Source organism: Saccharothrix sp. CCNWYY140 (genome assembly GCF_037401995.1).
GTDB lineage: Bacteria > Actinomycetota > Actinomycetes > Mycobacteriales > Pseudonocardiaceae > Actinosynnema.
This window is the reverse complement of record NZ_JBBEGC010000152.1, coordinates 1-15,429: the sequence shown is the minus strand read 5'-3', so window position 1 is coordinate 15,429 and position 15,429 is coordinate 1. Positions and strand designations below refer to the sequence as shown.

General features: G+C 70.5%; 17 protein-coding genes and 1 pseudogene. 9 read left to right on the top strand and 9 right to left on the bottom strand.

The window, feature by feature from the left end; genetic code table 11:
• Positions 1–233 precede the first annotated feature (233 nt).
• Both WBN91_RS35250 and ctaC read right to left on the bottom strand, forming a co-directional pair.
• On the bottom strand, positions 234–650 hold the full coding sequence (locus WBN91_RS35250; protein WP_309112934.1) for a cytochrome c oxidase subunit 4: 417 nt from the start codon (positions 648–650) through the stop codon (positions 234–236).
• A gap of 12 nt (positions 651–662) precedes the next feature.
• Entirely contained in the window at positions 663–1,595 is a 933-nt protein-coding gene (gene ctaC / locus WBN91_RS35245; RefSeq protein ID WP_337727959.1) for an aa3-type cytochrome oxidase subunit II, read from the bottom strand.
• Between the two features lie 221 nt (positions 1,596–1,816).
• On the opposite strand from ctaC, the gene asnB reads away from it, so the two are divergent.
• The gene (gene asnB / locus WBN91_RS35240) at positions 1,817–3,745 is read left to right on the top strand and encodes an asparagine synthase (glutamine-hydrolyzing) (RefSeq protein ID WP_337727958.1); all 1,929 of its coding nucleotides are present in this window, start codon (positions 1,817–1,819) and stop codon (positions 3,743–3,745) included.
• 517 nt (positions 3,746–4,262) lie between these two features.
• Here asnB and WBN91_RS35235 read toward each other — a convergent pair.
• On the bottom strand, positions 4,263–4,673 hold the full coding sequence (locus tag WBN91_RS35235) for a MerR family transcriptional regulator (protein ID WP_337727957.1): 411 nt from the start codon (positions 4,671–4,673) through the stop codon (positions 4,263–4,265).
• An 82-nt stretch (positions 4,674–4,755) separates the two neighbouring features.
• On the opposite strand from WBN91_RS35235, the gene WBN91_RS35230 reads away from it, so the two are divergent.
• Entirely contained in the window at positions 4,756–5,937 is a 1,182-nt protein-coding gene (locus WBN91_RS35230; RefSeq protein ID WP_337727956.1) for an MFS transporter, read from the top strand.
• 86 nt (positions 5,938–6,023) lie between these two features.
• Positions 6,024–6,194, top strand: coding sequence for a hypothetical protein (locus WBN91_RS35225; RefSeq protein ID WP_337727955.1), 171 nt, complete (start codon positions 6,024–6,026; stop codon positions 6,192–6,194).
• A gap of 148 nt (positions 6,195–6,342) precedes the next feature.
• On the opposite strand, the gene WBN91_RS35220 is transcribed toward WBN91_RS35225, so the two are convergent.
• Positions 6,343–6,717, bottom strand: coding sequence for a HesB/IscA family protein (locus WBN91_RS35220; RefSeq protein WP_337727954.1), 375 nt, complete (start codon positions 6,715–6,717; stop codon positions 6,343–6,345).
• A gap of 91 nt (positions 6,718–6,808) precedes the next feature.
• Positions 6,809–7,825 carry a glycerate kinase family protein gene (locus WBN91_RS35215; protein ID WP_337727953.1) on the bottom strand — a complete coding sequence of 339 codons (1,017 nt, stop codon included), beginning with the start codon at positions 7,823–7,825 and terminating at the stop codon, positions 6,809–6,811.
• Between the two features lie 42 nt (positions 7,826–7,867).
• On the opposite strand from WBN91_RS35215, the gene WBN91_RS35210 reads away from it, so the two are divergent.
• Positions 7,868–8,497, top strand: coding sequence for a DUF3043 domain-containing protein (locus tag WBN91_RS35210; RefSeq protein ID WP_337727952.1), 630 nt, complete (start codon positions 7,868–7,870; stop codon positions 8,495–8,497).
• Here WBN91_RS35210 and WBN91_RS35205 read toward each other — a convergent pair.
• Both WBN91_RS35205 and WBN91_RS39225 read right to left on the bottom strand, forming a co-directional pair.
• Positions 8,479–9,981, bottom strand: coding sequence for a tetratricopeptide repeat protein (locus tag WBN91_RS35205; protein WP_337727951.1), 1,503 nt, complete (start codon positions 9,979–9,981; stop codon positions 8,479–8,481). The genes WBN91_RS35210 and WBN91_RS35205 overlap by 19 nt on opposite strands.
• A 4-nt stretch (positions 9,982–9,985) precedes the next feature.
• Positions 9,986–10,429: pseudogene (locus WBN91_RS39225) on the bottom strand (NB-ARC domain-containing protein); the annotation flags it as partial.
• Between the two features lie 249 nt (positions 10,430–10,678).
• Between WBN91_RS39225 and WBN91_RS35195 the strand changes: the two are divergent.
• Together WBN91_RS35195 and WBN91_RS35190 are read left to right on the top strand one after the other, a co-directional pair.
• On the top strand, positions 10,679–11,230 hold the full coding sequence (locus WBN91_RS35195; RefSeq protein ID WP_337727949.1) for a hypothetical protein: 552 nt from the start codon (positions 10,679–10,681) through the stop codon (positions 11,228–11,230).
• 47 nt (positions 11,231–11,277) lie between these two features.
• Complete coding sequence (locus tag WBN91_RS35190; RefSeq protein ID WP_337727948.1) at positions 11,278–12,264, top strand: aldo/keto reductase family protein; 987 nt, start codon at positions 11,278–11,280, stop codon at positions 12,262–12,264.
• A gap of 47 nt (positions 12,265–12,311) precedes the next feature.
• On the opposite strand, the gene WBN91_RS35185 is transcribed toward WBN91_RS35190, so the two are convergent.
• Both WBN91_RS35185 and WBN91_RS35180 read right to left on the bottom strand, forming a co-directional pair.
• Positions 12,312–12,695: a hypothetical protein gene (locus WBN91_RS35185; RefSeq protein ID WP_337727947.1), complete on the bottom strand. Its 384-nt coding sequence runs from the start codon at positions 12,693–12,695 to the stop codon at positions 12,312–12,314.
• Positions 12,696–12,754: 59 nt separating this feature from the next.
• A complete protein-coding gene (locus tag WBN91_RS35180; protein ID WP_337727946.1) occupies positions 12,755–12,955 on the bottom strand; it encodes a hypothetical protein in 201 nt (66 codons plus the stop codon).
• A 72-nt stretch (positions 12,956–13,027) separates the two neighbouring features.
• On the opposite strand from WBN91_RS35180, the gene cobU reads away from it, so the two are divergent.
• The 3 genes from cobU to WBN91_RS35165 are packed head-to-tail and all read left to right on the top strand — an operon-like array spanning position 13,028 to position 15,335.
• Entirely contained in the window at positions 13,028–13,585 is a 558-nt protein-coding gene (cobU, locus tag WBN91_RS35175; RefSeq protein WP_337727945.1) for a bifunctional adenosylcobinamide kinase/adenosylcobinamide-phosphate guanylyltransferase, read from the top strand.
• Positions 13,582–14,619 carry a nicotinate-nucleotide--dimethylbenzimidazole phosphoribosyltransferase gene (gene cobT, locus WBN91_RS35170; protein ID WP_337727944.1) on the top strand — a complete coding sequence of 346 codons (1,038 nt, stop codon included), beginning with the start codon at positions 13,582–13,584 and terminating at the stop codon, positions 14,617–14,619. Before cobU ends, cobT begins: the two co-directional genes overlap by 4 nt.
• Positions 14,619–15,335: an adenosylcobinamide-GDP ribazoletransferase gene (locus WBN91_RS35165; protein ID WP_337727943.1), complete on the top strand. Its 717-nt coding sequence runs from the start codon at positions 14,619–14,621 to the stop codon at positions 15,333–15,335. Before cobT ends, WBN91_RS35165 begins: the two co-directional genes overlap by 1 nt.
• Positions 15,336–15,429 lie beyond the last annotated feature (94 nt).

Below are 15,429 nucleotides of genomic sequence, written 5' to 3'. Positions count from 1 at the left end.
AGCCCTTCGGGCAGGCCATACGGGGATGACACAAGCAAGAAGCCCAAGTTGAGTTGTGTCCTCCCCGGCGGACTGCCACTTGCCGGCTCCGCCGACCCGCACGCGCTGCGCGCGAAAGGGGTGGGGTGGTGTGCGTAGGTGTCTCGTGGTGCATGCGAAGGGGCTGCCCCCGGTTTCCCGGAGGCAGCCCCTTCGTCAGTGCTTTTTCGGCCTTTATGGCCTTTGTGACTTTGTCAGTCGTGGTTCGGGCCGGTGTGGTATTCGAAGACCAGGCCGCCGACCATGATCAGTACCAGGACGATGCCGATCACCAGCAGCCACACGTGCCAGAACGCCACGGCCACGCCGGACACCGCGGCAGCTGCCGCCAGGCCCACCGGCCAGTACGAACCCGGGCTGAAGAAGCCCAGTTCGCCGGCACCGTCGGAGACCTCGGCGTCCGCGTTGTCCTCCGGGCGCACCTCGATGCGGCGGGCTACGAAGCGGAAGTACGTGCCGACGATGAGCGCCAGGCCGCCGGTCAGGGCCAGGGCTACCGTGCCGGTTGGCTCGACGGCGCCGGTGTCGGCCCACGTCCAGTAGCCGTACACGACGGCCATCAGGAACGAGAACGCCATCACCAAGTCAAAAATGCGGGCTTCGACCTTCATCGCAGCGTCCTCCTACTTCCCGCCGCCGGACGCCTCGCGGACGGTCCGGTCGGTGTCGAAGGGCTTGGTCGTGACCGCGGTCGGCGTGCAGAGCTCACCGCAGTTCAGCTCGGTCAGGGCCTCGGCGGCGGTGTAGGGCTCGCCCGTCTTCGGGTTGTTCTTCTCGCGCAGCGACATGTACCGGTCGAACAGGGCCGGTTCCAGGGCGCGGACCTCGAAGTTCATCACCGCGTGGTAGACGCCGCACAGTTCGGCGCAGCGGCCCACGAACGAGCCCGGGCGGTCGATCTGGGTGATCTCGAACGAGCTGTCCTGGTTGTTCTTCTGCGGCTTCGGGAAGACGTCCCGCTTGAAGTGGAACTCCGGCACGAAGAACGAGTGGATGACGTCCGTGGACTCCAGGTTGAACCGGATCGACCGGTCCGCCGGCAGCACCAGCAGCGGGATCTCGCCGGACGAGCCCACGGTGCTCACCGGGGTGTCGTCGCGGTCGGTCTTGTACTCCGGGTAGCGGAACTCCCAGTTCCACTGGAACGCGATCACGTCGACCGTCACGTCCGGGTCGGCGGACTTCTTGATGACGTAGTTCTGGGTCACCGCGGTGAAGTAGAACAGCACCGCGACGATCACCGTCGGCACGACGATGAGCACGAGTTCGAGCGGCAGGTTGTAGGCCACCTGACGGGGCAGTTCCTCGCTCTTCTTGCGGTGGAACGCGACCGACCAGAGGATCAGCCCCCAGACGATCACACCGACCGCGAGCGCGGCGATGACCGACCAGGTCCACAGCTCGCGCATCCGCTCGGCCTGCGGCGTCACGGCCACCGGCCAGCCGAAGCGCAGCACCTCTTCCGTGGAGCAACCCGTGGCCCCGACGCCGACCAGGCCGACCAGCCCGACGACCTTGGCCAGCCGCGCTGCCCTGGTGCCCTCCTTCAGGCCCACTGCTCGCCGCCTCCTCGTTGAAAGCTCACCGCCGCCAGCGGAGGCGGCATCAAGACACGGGCGGGGGCGTGATTGCGCCCATCGCCGGATCATGCGGGAGCGTAGCTCAGCACGGTGGGTCCCACCCCTCGGGGGGAGCCTCCGAGCGGTGCAGTTTCGGTCACACAAAGGCACCCCGGCATACTGGGTGCTTCTCCACACCCCACGAAAGGTGCGACGGCGTGTGCGGCCTGCTTGGACTGGTTTGCCCTGGCGAGAACGAAGCGGAGCAGGCGCGCTCGGCAGTGGCGCACGCGATGCGCTGCCAGCGCCACCGCGGCCCTGACGAGACGGGCACCTGGCAGGGCGGCGAGGTCGTCTTCGGCTTCAACCGCCTCGCCATCATCGACATCGAGCGCTCCCACCAGCCCCTGCACTGGGGTCCGCCGGAGGCGCCCGGCCGGTACACCATCAACTTCAACGGCGAGATCTACAACTACTTGGAGCTGCGCGCGGAGCTGACCAAGGAGTTCGGCACGGTCTTCGCCACCGACGGCGACACGGAGACCATCGTCGCGGCGTACCACCACTGGGGTCCCGCGGCCGTGGCCAAGCTGCGCGGCATGTTCGCGTTCCTCATCTGGGACAACCACCGCAAGGTCGTCTTCGGCGCCCGCGACCCGTTCGGCATCAAGCCGCTGTACTACGCGACCGGCCCCGGCGGTGTGGCGTTCTCCAGCGAGAAGAAGTCGCTGCTGGAACTGACCCGGACGCTCGGCATCCGCCCCGAAGTGGACCGCAAGGCCCTCCAGCACTACCTGATCCTCCAGTACGTGCCCGAGCCGGAGTCCCTGCACACCCAGATCCACCGCGTCGAGTCGGGCACGTCGTTCACCCTGACCCCCGGCGGACGCCCCGTGGCCGAGCGCTACTTCCCGGCCACCTTCCGCCCGCGCACCGTCCACGGCGACGCCGACGCCAACCGCCTGTACGACGAGATCACCGAGGCCCTGCGCGACTCGGTCGCCAAGCACATGCGCGCGGACGTCACGGTCGGCTCGTTCCTGTCCGGCGGCATCGACTCCACGGTCGTGGCGGCACTGGCCAAGGAGCACAACCCGGACCTCATCACCTTCACCACCGGCTTCGAGCGCGCGGGCTACTCGGAGATCGACGTGGCGGCCGAGTCGGCGGCGGCGATCGGCGTGAAGCACGTGGTCAAGGCCGTGACCGCGCAGGAGATGATGGACGCCCTGCCGCTCATCACGTGGTACCTGGACGACCCGGTGGCCGACCCGGCCCTGGTCCCCCTGTGGTTCATCGCCCGCGAGGCCCGCGAGCACGTGAAGGTAGTCCTGTCGGGCGAGGGCGCGGACGAACTCTTCGGCGGCTACACGATCTACCGCGAGCCGCTGTCCCTGGCCCCGTTCGAGAAGGTCCCGGGCGCCCTGCGCAAGGCGATGGGCAAGGTCTCCACCAAGATCCCCCAGGGCGTGCGCGGCAAGGACCTGCTCCGCCGAGGCGCCCTGACCCTGGAGGAGCGCTACTACGGCAACGCCCGCATCTTCCTGGACGACCAACTCCGCCAGGTCCTGCGTTCGTACGACCCGAACGTGTCCCACCAGGACGTGACGGCCCAGCCGTACCGCGAGAGCCAGGGCTGGGACCCGGTGACCCGCATGCAGCACGTGGACCTGTTCACGTGGCTGCGCGGCGACATCCTCGTCAAGGCCGACAAGATGACGATGGCGAACTCCCTGGAACTCCGCGTCCCGTTCCTGGACCCGGAGGTCTTCCGCATCGCCTCCCAGGTCCCGTCAGAACTGAAGCTGACCAAGGAAACCACCAAGCACGCCCTCCGCAGGGCCATCCGAGACATCGTCCCGGCCCACGTCCTGAACCGCCGCAAACTGGGCTTCCCGGTCCCCATCCGCCACTGGCTGAAGGACGAAATGCACGACTGGGCAGTAGACCACGTGCGCCAGTCCCAGACCGACCAGTACATCGACAAGGACGCGGTCCTGAGGGTCATCGAAGAACACCGCTCAGGCGTGGCCGACAACAGCCGCCGCATCTGGGCCCTGCTGGTCTTCATGATCTGGCACGGCATCTTCATCGAAGGCCGCATCCGCCCAGTCGTCCCGGAACCGCACTACCCAGTCAAGCTCTAGATATCAGATCTCATATATGACCCGCTCCGAGCCCCTCTAGGCGCAAGGAGCGGGTCATTCATGCCGCACGCTTGCTTTTCACGAAGCTGCCGCACGGCACTCCCCTACCTGGGCTTCTTGCTTGTGTCATCCCCGTATGGCCTGCCCGAAGGGCTACCACGCTTTTGGTCGGGTGCAGCCGAATTTTTTGTGAGGAACGAGCAAAAAATTTAGCGGCACCCGGCCAAAAGTGTGGTTGGCTCCGCCAGGCCATACGGGGATGACACAAGCAAGAAGCCCCCGCCCTTTCTTTTGCTTTGTGTCCATCCTTGGCGGCCTGCCCGCCGGCGAGGCGCTTTTAATCCCTAGACTCGCGCTTCACTGCACGAGTCCACGCTTCGCGGGTCCAAACGCAACACGCTCCGCCCACGCAAGCTCGAACGCACCCGCGCTCTTGAAAGCCGGCAGGGAGACCACCGACGCGAGGTGGAGGGCGTCGAAGTCGAGCCGCGTTGCGGGCGGGCAGGCGGCAGTCCGGTCAGGCCGAAGCCTCCGCCTTCTGATGCGCCGCCCGCTTCTCCCTCAAAATAACTTCCACATCCCCCACCAACCGGCTCAAATGGGTCCGAGTCCGCTCCAACCCGGCAATCCGGTCATCAACCGAAGCCAACTCCTCCTGCAACATCTCCAACAACGGCACGCACCCAGCCTCGTCCTCCGGCAGCTCGACCTCCTCGCACAACGCGTGCGCCAACACCAGCCGCACCAGCCGCACGTTCAACCCCGAAGAGATCAAGCACCGCACACTGCGCACCCGCTCGACATCAGCCTCGTCGTACACCCGGTACCGGCTCTCCGTCCGCCGAGGCTTCAGGAGTCCGTGCTGGTCGTAGTACCGGAGCATGCGCACCGTCGTCCCGGTCTTCTCCGCCAGTTCGCCGATCAGCACCCGTATTCCCTCCTCGCGGCAAAAGAGCCGACCACCACACAAGCTTGACCCTGACGTCAGTGTCACACTTTACCGTCGTCCCGTGATCGCTCTCGTCTTGATGCTGTGCGCGTTCGCGGTGGGTACTTCGGAGTTCATCGTCGTCGGTGTGCTGCCCGAGGTTGCCGCGGACTTGGGGGTCGCGCTGCCGACCGCGGGCCTGCTGGTCACCGCATACGCAGTGTCCGTCGCTGTCGGCGGACCCGTGCTGACCGTGTTGACCGGGCGGCTTCCGCGCCGGTCCCTCCTGATCGCCGTCATGGCGCTCGCGTTCCTGGCCTCCGCGGCCTCGGCGTTGGCGCCCAACTACGAATTGCTCATGGTCGCGCGCATGGTCGCGGCGCTTTCGCAGGGTCTGTTCTTCGCCGTCGCGTCCCAGGTCGCCGTGGCGGCGGTGGCGCCGGAGAAGCAGACCGCGGCCATCGCGAAGATCGTCAACGGGGTGGCGTTGTCGACCATCCTGGGTATCCCGGTCGGCACGCTGGTCGGCCAGAACTACGGGTGGCGCGGGTCGTTCGCCGTGGTTGCCGCGTTGACGCTCATCGGGCTGGTCGGTGTCGTCCTCGGTGCGCCGAAGGTGGCGCACGAGCCCGATGCCGGGTTCCGCGCGAGCATGTTCGCCTTCAGCCGCCGGACGGTGCTGTTCGGCCTGCTCACGACGGTCCTCGCGTTCACCGGCATGATCACCGCCTTCACCTACGTGGCTCCGGCGCTGCGGGACGTGACCGGGTTCAGCCCGGCGTGGGTGACCGGGGTGCTGCTGGTCTACGGCCTGGGCACGATGGTCGGCAGCACGATCGCCGGCCGCGTCCAGCCCTCGGCCATCGCCAAGGTGCTGCCCATCCCGCTCGCGGCGCTGACCGTGCTGCTGGTGGCGCAGGGCTTCCTGCTGGAGACCAAGGTGACGGCCATCGTGGGGGTGTTCGTGCTGGGTGCCAGCGCGTTCGCGGCCGGGCCGCTGCTGCACACCTTCCTGATGGGCCAGGCCGGGTCGGCCGCGGGCCTGGTGGCCTCGGTGAACATCTCCGCGTTCAACGTGGCCGCCGCGTTCGGCCCGATGATCGGCGGCGCGGTCATCAGCGGCGGGTTCGGGCTCCAGTGGATCGCGGCCGTGGGGGCGGTGCCGGCGGTGCTGGGCGTGCTGGTGGCGTTGTTCCTCGGACGCCTGGTGCGCCGGGGCCACGACCACTCGCGGCCGTTGGAGCCGGCGCTGGCCGCGGCCTGAGGCCACCCGGCCGGCGGAAGACCTACCGGGCGGCTACCGCCCGGTAGGTCTTCTGTCAACCCGGTTCCCGGCATACGGTCCGGGACGTGAGGAACACCGAAGCGGACACGCTGGACGAACTGATCGACGACTGCACCGAGGTCCCCGCCGAGCTGCGGCCGACGGACAAGTCCCTGCCGGAACCGCGCAGGGCCGCCCCCTGGCAGGTCACCGAGGCCAACGCGGCCCAGGTGGAGAACCTGGACGCCTACGTCTGACGCCCCTGGGGACACACCCGGAACACCGGAACCCCGGGACACCGGAACCCCGGAACCCCGGGACACCGGAACCCCGGGACACCGGGACACCGGGAACGGAAAAGGCCCCCGCCGAAGGCGAGGGCCTCTACTTCTTCCGTGTGTCGACTCAGTGGAACGAGTCGCCGCAGGCGCACGAACCGCCCGCGTTCGGGTTGTCGATCGTGAAGCCCTGCTTCTCGATCGTGTCCACGAAGTCGATCACCGCGCCCTCCACGTACGGGGCCGACATGCGGTCCACAGCGACCTTGAGGCCGTTGAAGTCGCGCAGGGCGTCGCCGTCCAGCGTGCGCTCGTCGAAGAACAGCTGGTAGCGCAGGCCGGCGCAGCCACCGGGCTGCACGGCGATGCGCAGGTGCATGTCGTCCCGACCCTCCTGGTCGAGCAGCGCCTTCGCCTTGACGGCGGCGCTGTCGGTCAGCGTGACGCCGTGGGTGGGCGGTGCGTCAGGAGTCGAGGTGGCTGCATCCTGAGCGGTCGTCATGGCTCTCCCTCAGAGGTCCTTTGCGGGCATCTATTCCCAGCAAACACGGGCGGTACCCGCTTTGTTCCTTCCACTCATGGTCGCACAACCCTCAGCGGCGCGAGTGTGACCACTGCCTCGCCACGTCGTGGGCGAGCGCGGCCAGCGTGCCGCCCGGGTCGGCCATCGACTTCTCCACCGATCCGGCGTGGTCGGTGACCGAGTAGGACTCCTGCACCCCGGCCGCCGCCGCCTCGCGCCGACCCACGCTGACCTGGCCCGCGAGCACCAGGCACGGGATGCCGCGCTCGGCCGCGCCGCCCGCGACGGCGGTGATGAGCTTCCCGCGCAGCGACTGCCAGTCGAAGCTGCCCTCGCCCGTGACGGCCAGGTCCGCACCGTCCAGGGCCTCGTCCAGCCGGGTGAGCCGCCGGACCAGCCCCGCGCCCGACGTGGCTTCGGCACCCAGCGCGAGCAGCGCGGCACCCAACCCACCGGCCGCGCCCGCGCCGGCCAGGTCGCGGACCCCGGCCAGCTCCGCCATGCCCGCCAGCCGCTCCTCCAGCCTGGCCACGGCCTCGGGTGACGCGCCCTTCTGCGGGCCGAACGTGTGCGCGGCGCCGTGCGGGCCGAGCAGCGGGTTCTCGACGTCGGAGGCGGCCACGAGCCTGGCGTTCGTGCTCGTCACGACCTCGCGCAGCCCGGCGCCGCCGTCCGTGGTGGCCGACCCGCCCAAACCCACCACGATCGTGTGACAGGTCCGGTCGGCGTCGGCGACCAGCTCGCCCACGCCCCGGGTGGTGGCGGTCTCGGCCGTGGCCGGGCGCTCGTCCTTGGGGACGAGGTGCAGGCCGCACGCCTGAGCGGACTCGATATAGGCGGTCCCGTCGTGCTCGAGCCACACGGCTCGCACGCGTTCGCCGCGGGGACCGGTCACGTCCAGGTCGTGCAGGGTGCCGCCGAGGGCGGCGTGCAGCACGTCCACGAACCCGGGTCCGCCGTCGGCCAGGGGACGCAGCTGGAGTTCGTCGTCGGGGGCGGCGCGGCGCCAGCCCTCCGCGACGGCCTCGGCGGCCTCCCGCGCGGTCAACGTTCCGCCGAAGCAGTCCGGCGCAATAACAACTCGCACCTCGCGAAGGGTACGGAACCGGGCATCTCCTACTCTTGGGGCGTGAGGTTCCTGCGCCGCAATGCCGACGAAGCCGCCACCACCGCCGAGGAGACCCAGGCGGAGGTGACGCCCGGCGACACCTCGCGCACACCCGGCAAGGGCAGGCCGACCCCGAAGCGCCGCGAAGCCGAGGGCAAGCGCCGCGGCCCCGTCCCCCCGCCGCCGCGCACGCAGCGCGAGGCGCTGAAGCGGATGCGCGGCAACAAGGTGTCCAAGGAAGAGCGCCGTGCCGCCGCCGTGGAGCGCCGCCAGCGCATGATGGCCGGCGAGGACAAGTACCTCCTGCCCCGCGACCGCGGCCCGGTGAAGGCCTACATCCGCGACCTGGTCGACTCCCGCCGCAACCTCATGGGCCTGTTCATGCCGCTGGCCATCCTGGTCTTCGTGGCCCTGCTCGTGCCCGCGCCGCAGGTGCAGCAGTACGCGACCCTGGTGACCACGTTCATGCTGCTGGCGATGGTCGTCGAGGGCTTCGTGCTGGGCCGCTACGTGACCAAGCGCGTCCGGGCGAAATTCCCCCAGGACACCACCCGCGGCCTCTCGATCGGCTGGTACTCGTTCATCCGCGCGAGCCAGCTGCGCCGCCTGCGAGTCCCGAAGCCGCGCGTCGGCTACGGCGACCGCGTCTGACGGTCGGCGAGGTCGAAGTACAGCTTCCCCAACGCCCGGTACGCGATCTCCTGCACCGCGGTGTCGTCTCGCTCCACCGCAAGGTCCAACACGCTCCGGTAGTGCTCCTCCGCACCCTTCAGCCTCCCGGCGGCGTGCATGGCGCCGGCCACGTCGAACCGGAGCCGCAGCTCCCGCCGAACGTCACCGAGTTCGACCGCGATGTCCCGGGCGCGGTCGAACTCGGCGAGTGCCGCGTCGAGGGCGCCGTGCGCGGCGCGGTAGCGGCCCAGGTTCGCCAACGTGTCCAGTTCGCTCAGCCGGTCACCGATGTCCCGGCTGACGGCCAGGGCCTCCTCGAAGCTCTGACCGGCCGACGCCGGGTCGTTCAGGGCGGCGTACGTCGCGCCCATCGCGTTGAGGGTCGACACCAGGCCCCTCCGGTCGGCCAGTCCCCGTCGGATCTCCAGGGACTGGCCGAAGTAGTCCAGCGCGCCGCTCGGGTCGCCGAGCCGTTCCAGGCACAACTTGCCGAGGTTGTGGAGGATGTCGTCCTCACAGGCCCGGTCGCCCGCCCCGCGCGCGAGGTCGAGCGCCTCCCGGTGGTGTTCGAGCGCTTCGGTGTCCCGACCTTCCAGGTGGTCCAGGGTGCCCAGGAGGTCCAGCACGAAGGCTTGCCCGCGCCGGTCGCCCGCGGCGCGGCTGAGCTCGAGCGACCGGTCGCAGTGCGCCCGCGCCGCTTCGAGGTCGCCCGCGTTCCGGGCCAGGATCGCGAGCCGGTGCAGCACAGCCGCGCGGTCGCGGTCCACCCGAGCCGCACGCAGCGCGTGCCCGAGGACCGCGGACGCCTCGGCGGCCAGGCCGGGTGACCGCGCCAGGCTCTCGGCGGAGGCCAGCGCCAGGCGCACGACCTGGGCGTGCGCGCCGAGGTCCGCTGCGCGCCGCACCACGGCCACGATGGTGCGGCACTCGGTCTCCAGCCACGCGTACGCGTGGGTCTCGTCCACGAACTCCGGTGTCGTGGCGGCCGGGTCCCGACGCCACTTCCGCGGCGACGTCGCGTTCTGCGCGGCGATGGTCCTGTCGACGTAGTGGTCGATCAGACGGATCATCGCGACACGTCGAGCCCCGTCGCCGTCGTGCCGGGCCACGAGGTCCACGGCGAGCGCCCGCAGCAGGTCGTGCAGCCGGAACCGGCCGGGCCGGTGCTGCTCCACCAGGTTGGCGCGGACCAACGCCGCCAGGGCGCGCTCGGCGGAACCGACGTCCACCCCGGCCAGCGCGCCGACCGAGCACACGTCGGCGTCCGCGCCGGGGTGCAGGGCGAGCCGCCGGAACACCAGCCGCAGGTCCGGGTCGAGGTGCTCGTAGGAGAGGCGGAAAGCGTGGTCGAGGGCTCGCTCCGCGGCGGTGGCGGCGGCGCCGGGCCGCGAACCGGGTGGCGGGCAACGTCGGGTCGGCCCGGAGCAGGCCTGCGGCCACCTCCAGGGCCAAGGGCAGGCCACCGCACATCGCGACCACCTCCGCCACCGGTCCCACGTCCCGGCCGGACAGGACCCGGGTGAACAACTCCCGCGCGTCCTCGTCGGGCAGCACGTCCAGTGGCACCGCCACGGCCTCGGCCGGCCCCTTGAGCGGCTGCCGGCTGGTGATCAGCACGAGGCAGCTCGAGGTGTCGGGGAGCAACGCCTCCACCTGGGACTCGTCGAGGACGTCGTCGAGGACGACCAGGCACCGGCGCCCGGCGGCCTCCCGGCGGAACCGACTGCTCAACCCGGGCAGGTCGGTGGGGATGTCGCCGCGCGGAACCCCCAGCGCGAGCAGGAACTCCACCAGCACCCGCTCGGGCGTCGTCGAGCGGTCCAGGCGGGCGAAGAGCCGACCACCGGGGTACCGGTCGGCCAGCTGGTGGGCCGCGTGCACGGCGAGGCGGGTCTTCCCGATCCCCGGCATCCCCGAGATCACCACGACCCGCCCGCGCGCCTCGACCACGCGACGCACCTCGGCGGCGCGGCCGGTGAACCCCTCCCGGTCCCGGGGCAACTGGTCCGGCACGCACACGATGACCTGGCGGACCCGCCGGGACAGGACCGTCGGGTCGGGCGGGTACGGCGCGTCCGGGAGGGCGATCCACGCGATGGTGTCGAGTTCCTTCTTCACCACCTCCGCGGGCCGGAAGGTCGTCGGGTCCACCACCTCCGAGTGACGGACCACCTCGTCGTACACCCACGCCGACACGGCCAGCCCCAGAACCCCCTCCGAAGCGGCCAGTCCCGCCTTGAGCGGATCGGCGTCGAGCAGGCGGAACGCGACGTTCACGGCGGTGGCGGCCACACCGTTCCGGTCGTGCGTCACCTCGCCCGCGTGGACCACCATCCGCAACTTGATGTGCTGCTGGGGAGGCGACGCCGCGTTGTGCCCGGCCAGGCGACGCGCCAACGCGAGCGGCAGGCGTTCGACCAGGGCGGCCTTGGGCACCTCGGCGGGCACCAGCACCAGTGCCCCGTCGCCGCGATCCTCGCGGTGGCAGTCGTCCCACCGCACCCCGGCGTCGGCGAACGCGGACCGCAGCGCCTCGTACATGCCGTCGCGGACGCCGACCTGGTGCTGCCGCGTCCGGCGGGGGTCGCCGAACCGTTCCACGTCGACCGCGATGATCGTTCGGTGCTGTGCCGTGGGGATGATCGTCACAGCAAGCGTTTGTACCGCCTTTCAGATCAACGCACTGCGTCAAATGACGCATACGGAGCGTAAATCGAAGTTCATTAGCTTGCCGAACGACCTCGGTCTAGGCTGGCCGCATGGAGTTCCGACGCCTCGGCCGCAGTGGCCTGAACATCAGTGAGATCTCGTACGGCAACTGGCTCACCCACGGTTCCCAGGTCGAGGAGGAGCAGGCGACCGCGTGCGTCCACGCCGCGCTCGACGCCGGCATCACGACCTTCGACACCGCCGACGTCTACGCGAACACGAAGGCGGAAGAGGTGCTGGGCCGGGCGCTCAAGGGGCAGCGCCGGCAGTCGTTGGAGATCTTCACCAAGGTCTTCTGGCCCACCGGTCCCGGTGGCCCCAACGACAAGGGGCTGGGCCGCAAGCACATCATGGAGTCGATCGACGGCTCGCTCCAGCGCCTCCAGACCGACTACGTCGACCTCTACCAGGCCCACCGGTACGACCGCACGGTGCCGCTGGAGGAGACGATGCTGGCGTTCGCCGACATCGTCCGCCAGGGCAAGGCGCTCTACATCGGTGTCTCCGAGTGGAACGCCGACCAGATCGCGCGGGGTGCGGCGCTGGCGCGTGAGCTGAAGGTGCCGTTCATCTCCAACCAGCCGCAGTACTCGATGCTGTGGCGGGTCATCGAGGCGCAGGTCGTGCCGACCTCCGAGCACGAGGGCATCAGCCAGATCGTCTGGTCCCCGATCGCCCAGGGCGTGCTGAGCGGCAAGTACCTGCCGGGCCAGCCGGTGCCGGACGGTTCGCGGGCCACCGACGAGACCGGCTCGAAGTTCATCCAGCGGTTCCTGCGCGACGACGTGCTGACCAAGGTCCAGCAGCTCAAGCCGCTCGCCGACGAAGCCGGTCTCAGCCTCGCCCAGCTCGCGGTCGCGTGGGTGCTCCAGAACCCGAACGTGGCCAGCGCGATCATCGGCGCGTCCCGGCCGGAGCAGGTGCACGAGAACGTCAAGGCCGCCGGCGTGAAGCTGGAGGACGAGCTGCTCAAGAAGATCGACGAGGTGCTGGGCGACTCGGTGGAGACCGACCCCCGCCTGACCATCACCCCGTGACACCGCGGGAGCCCCGCCCGGCGGCCCGGGCGGGGCTCCCGGCGCGTTCAGACCGCTTCGCAGCGCTCCTCGTGGACCTCGTCCCGGGTGGCGAGCGGGCTGTCGTCGTCCGCGAGCACGGTCACGGAGCTGCGCCCCTTCCCCTCGGTCGTCGACCAGGTGAAGTCGCACATCGCGACGGCCGTGGCGGTGTCGCCCTCGCCGAGCCTGGTGCGCACGGTCACGGCTTCGCGCTCCTGCCGCACGTCCTTGAGGTGCTCCATCCACCCGCGGTCCGACACGCCGGTCATGAACTCGTCCTGGCCCGTGGGAGGCCCCGACGGCGGTGCGGCAGAGCCCGGCCCCGGCGGCGGGTTGGGAACCGTCCACTGCACACAGCCGGTCAGCGCGACACACAGCAGCAGCACGGGTAAGAGCAAACGCTTGGCCAACTGGTCCCCCTCGATCAGTTCCGACCTGAGAAGGACCGCTGGGGGTGCCTGGAGGTTGCCTACTCCGCCGGCGCGAGCGACATGGGGCCGTACACCTCGGACTCGGCGCGCAGCAGGGTCACCTGGGCGATGCCGGCGTCCCGCAGCTCCGGCCACCGCGCGCTGAACCAGTCCTCGGCGTCGGTCTGGTCCGCGAACCGCTCCGGCGGGCCGTCCACCTCGTGGCCCTGCTCGTCCTGGTAGCGCCACCGGTACTCCACGTCCGGCTCCTCCCGATGTCCGCCGGGTAACGTTCGCCAGGCTATGTCCAAACAGACCGGATGGGGTGGGGTGTGACGAGTCGGACACTCGTCCTGGGCGGGGCGCGGTCGGGCAAGTCCGCGCACGCCGAAGGGCTGCTCACCGACGACGTCGTCACGTACGTCGCGACCGCGCGGCGCTACCCGGACGACGCGGACTGGGAGCTGCGCATCGCCGGGCACGTGGCCCGCCGCCCGAAGACGTGGCACACCGTGGAGGCCCCCGCCCCGAGCGACCTCACGGCCCTGCTCACCGCCACCGAGCCCACCGACCCGCCGATCCTGGTCGACGACCTGGCCACGTGGCTCGCCGGCGCGCTGGACGACGCGGGCGCGTGGGAGGGCCACGGCATCGGCGAGGTGGAGCGCGAGTGCGCCGCCCTGGTGCACGCCGTCGCCCACACGCGGTCCCGGCTGGTGCTGGTGTCCGCCGAGGTCGGCCTCGGCGTCGTGCCCAGCACCCACTCTGGCAGGCTCTTCCGCGATCACCTCGGCTCGCTCAACGCGCGGCTGGCCGAGGTCTGCGACGAGGTCCTGCTGGTCGTCGCGGGAATCCCACTGCGACTGCGCGAAGCCGGAGGTAGTCGGTGACCATCGAGTTCCCGCCCGTCGAGCCGCCGAGCGAGGACGTTCGCCGCGAGGCCGTCGCCCGACACGGCGTGCTCACCAAGCCCGCGGGTTCGTTGGGCAAGCTGGAGGAACTGGGCGTCTGGGTGTCCGCGTGCCAGGGCGTGTGCCCTCCGCGCCCGTTCACCCGCCCCCGGGTGGTCGTCTTCGCCGGCGACCACGGCGTGGCACGACACGGCGTGTCCGCCTACCCCAGCGAGGTCACCGGCCAGATGGTCGCGAACTTCCTCGACGGCGGCGCAGCGGTGAACGTCCTGGCCACCGTCGCCGGCGCCACCGTCCGCGTGGTCGACGTGGCCGTCGACTCCGACACGGCGATCGGCGACAACAAGATCCGCCGCAGCTCAGGCTCGATCGACCGCGAGGACGCCCTGACCCTGGCGGAGGCCGAGCAGGCGGTAGAACTGGGCCGCCGCCTGGCCGACGACGAGGTCGACGGCGGCGCGGACCTGCTCATCGCCGGCGACATGGGCATCGGCAACACCACCCCGGCCGCCGTCCTGATCGCAGCCCTGACCGGCTCCGAACCGGTGGCGGTGGTCGGCCGCGGCACCGGCATCGACGACCGGGGCTGGATGCGCAAAACCGCCGCCATCCGCGACGCACTGCGCCGAGCTCGCCCCGTGCTGAGCGACCCGGTGCAGTTGTTGGCAACGGCGTCCGGGGCAGACATCGCGGCGATGGCGGGCTTCCTGGCACAGGCGGCGGTACGCAAGACACCCGTGATCCTGGACGGTGTCGTGGTGGGCGCGGCAGCGATGATGGCCGAGGAGCTCGCACCGGGTGCCCGCGAGTGGTGGGTGGCAGGACACCGCTCGGTGGAGCCCGCACACTCGATCGCCCTGAACCACCTGAGCCTGGAACCGTTGCTGGACTTCGAGATGCGCTTGGGCGAGGGCTCGGGCGCGGTGGCCGCACTGCCGTTGGTGGCGATGGCGACGAAGGTCTTGGCGGAGATGGCGACCTTCGAGGGCGCGGGCGTGTCCGGGCCGGCCTGATGCTCCTGGCGTTGTCGTGGCTGACCGTCCTGCCCGTGCGGGTGTCCACTGTGGACCGACGTGCGGCGGGGCGGGCGATCACGTGGGCTCCGGTGGTCGGTGCTCTGCTCGGGTTGGTCGCGGCTGGTGTGGTCGCGGGTTTGTCGGCGCTGGGCGCGCCGCCGTTGCTGACCGGGTTCTTGGTGGTTGGCGGGTTGGCGCTGGCTACGCGCGGGATGCACTTGGACGGGCTGGCCGACACCGCCGACGGGTTGGGGTGTTACGGGCCGCCGGAGCGTGCGCTGGCCGTGATGAAGGACGGCGGGGCCGGGCCGTTCGCGGTGGTGACGTTGATCGTGGTGTTGGGGGCGCAGGCGGTCACCTTGCCGGTGGTGTCCGTTGGGGCGGCGGTGCTGGCGTTGGCGGCGGGGCGGGCGGCGTTCGTGCTGTGTTGCGTGCGCGGGGTGCCGGCGGCTCGGCCCGAGGGGTTGGGGGCGTTGGTCGCCGGGAGCCAGGCGGTGGGGGTGGTCGCGGCTTGGTGGGTGGCGCTGGTGGTGGCGGGGTTTTTCGTGGCCCCGGTTCACGGGCCGGTGGCGGTGGTGCTGGCGGGGGCTGCGGTGTTGGTGTTGGTGAGGCACACGCGGAAGCGGTTCGGCGGGGTCACCGGCGACGTGCTGGGCGCGGCCTGCGAAACGGCGACCGTCGTGGTGCTCGCCGTCTGCTCACTCGCAACCTGACAACCGCCGCTTTTCCTGCGCGCAGCGCGGTCTTCGCGCGCGGAGCGCGCGGTAGGTGTTACCTACAAGTGGAGGGCCTCGGTTCCCCCACCGT

Coding starts and splice junctions, on each gene's coding strand:
- WBN91_RS35190 (WP_337727948.1), top strand. CDS start 11,278: ATGGAGTTCCGACGCCTCGGCCGCAGTGGCCTGAACATCAGTGAGATC.
- WBN91_RS35220 (WP_337727954.1), bottom strand. CDS start 6,717: ATGACGACCGCTCAGGATGCAGCCACCTCGACTCCTGACGCACCGCCC.
- WBN91_RS35250 (WP_309112934.1), bottom strand. CDS start 650: ATGAAGGTCGAAGCCCGCATTTTTGACTTGGTGATGGCGTTCTCGTTC.
- WBN91_RS35165 (WP_337727943.1), top strand. CDS start 14,619: ATGCTCCTGGCGTTGTCGTGGCTGACCGTCCTGCCCGTGCGGGTGTCC.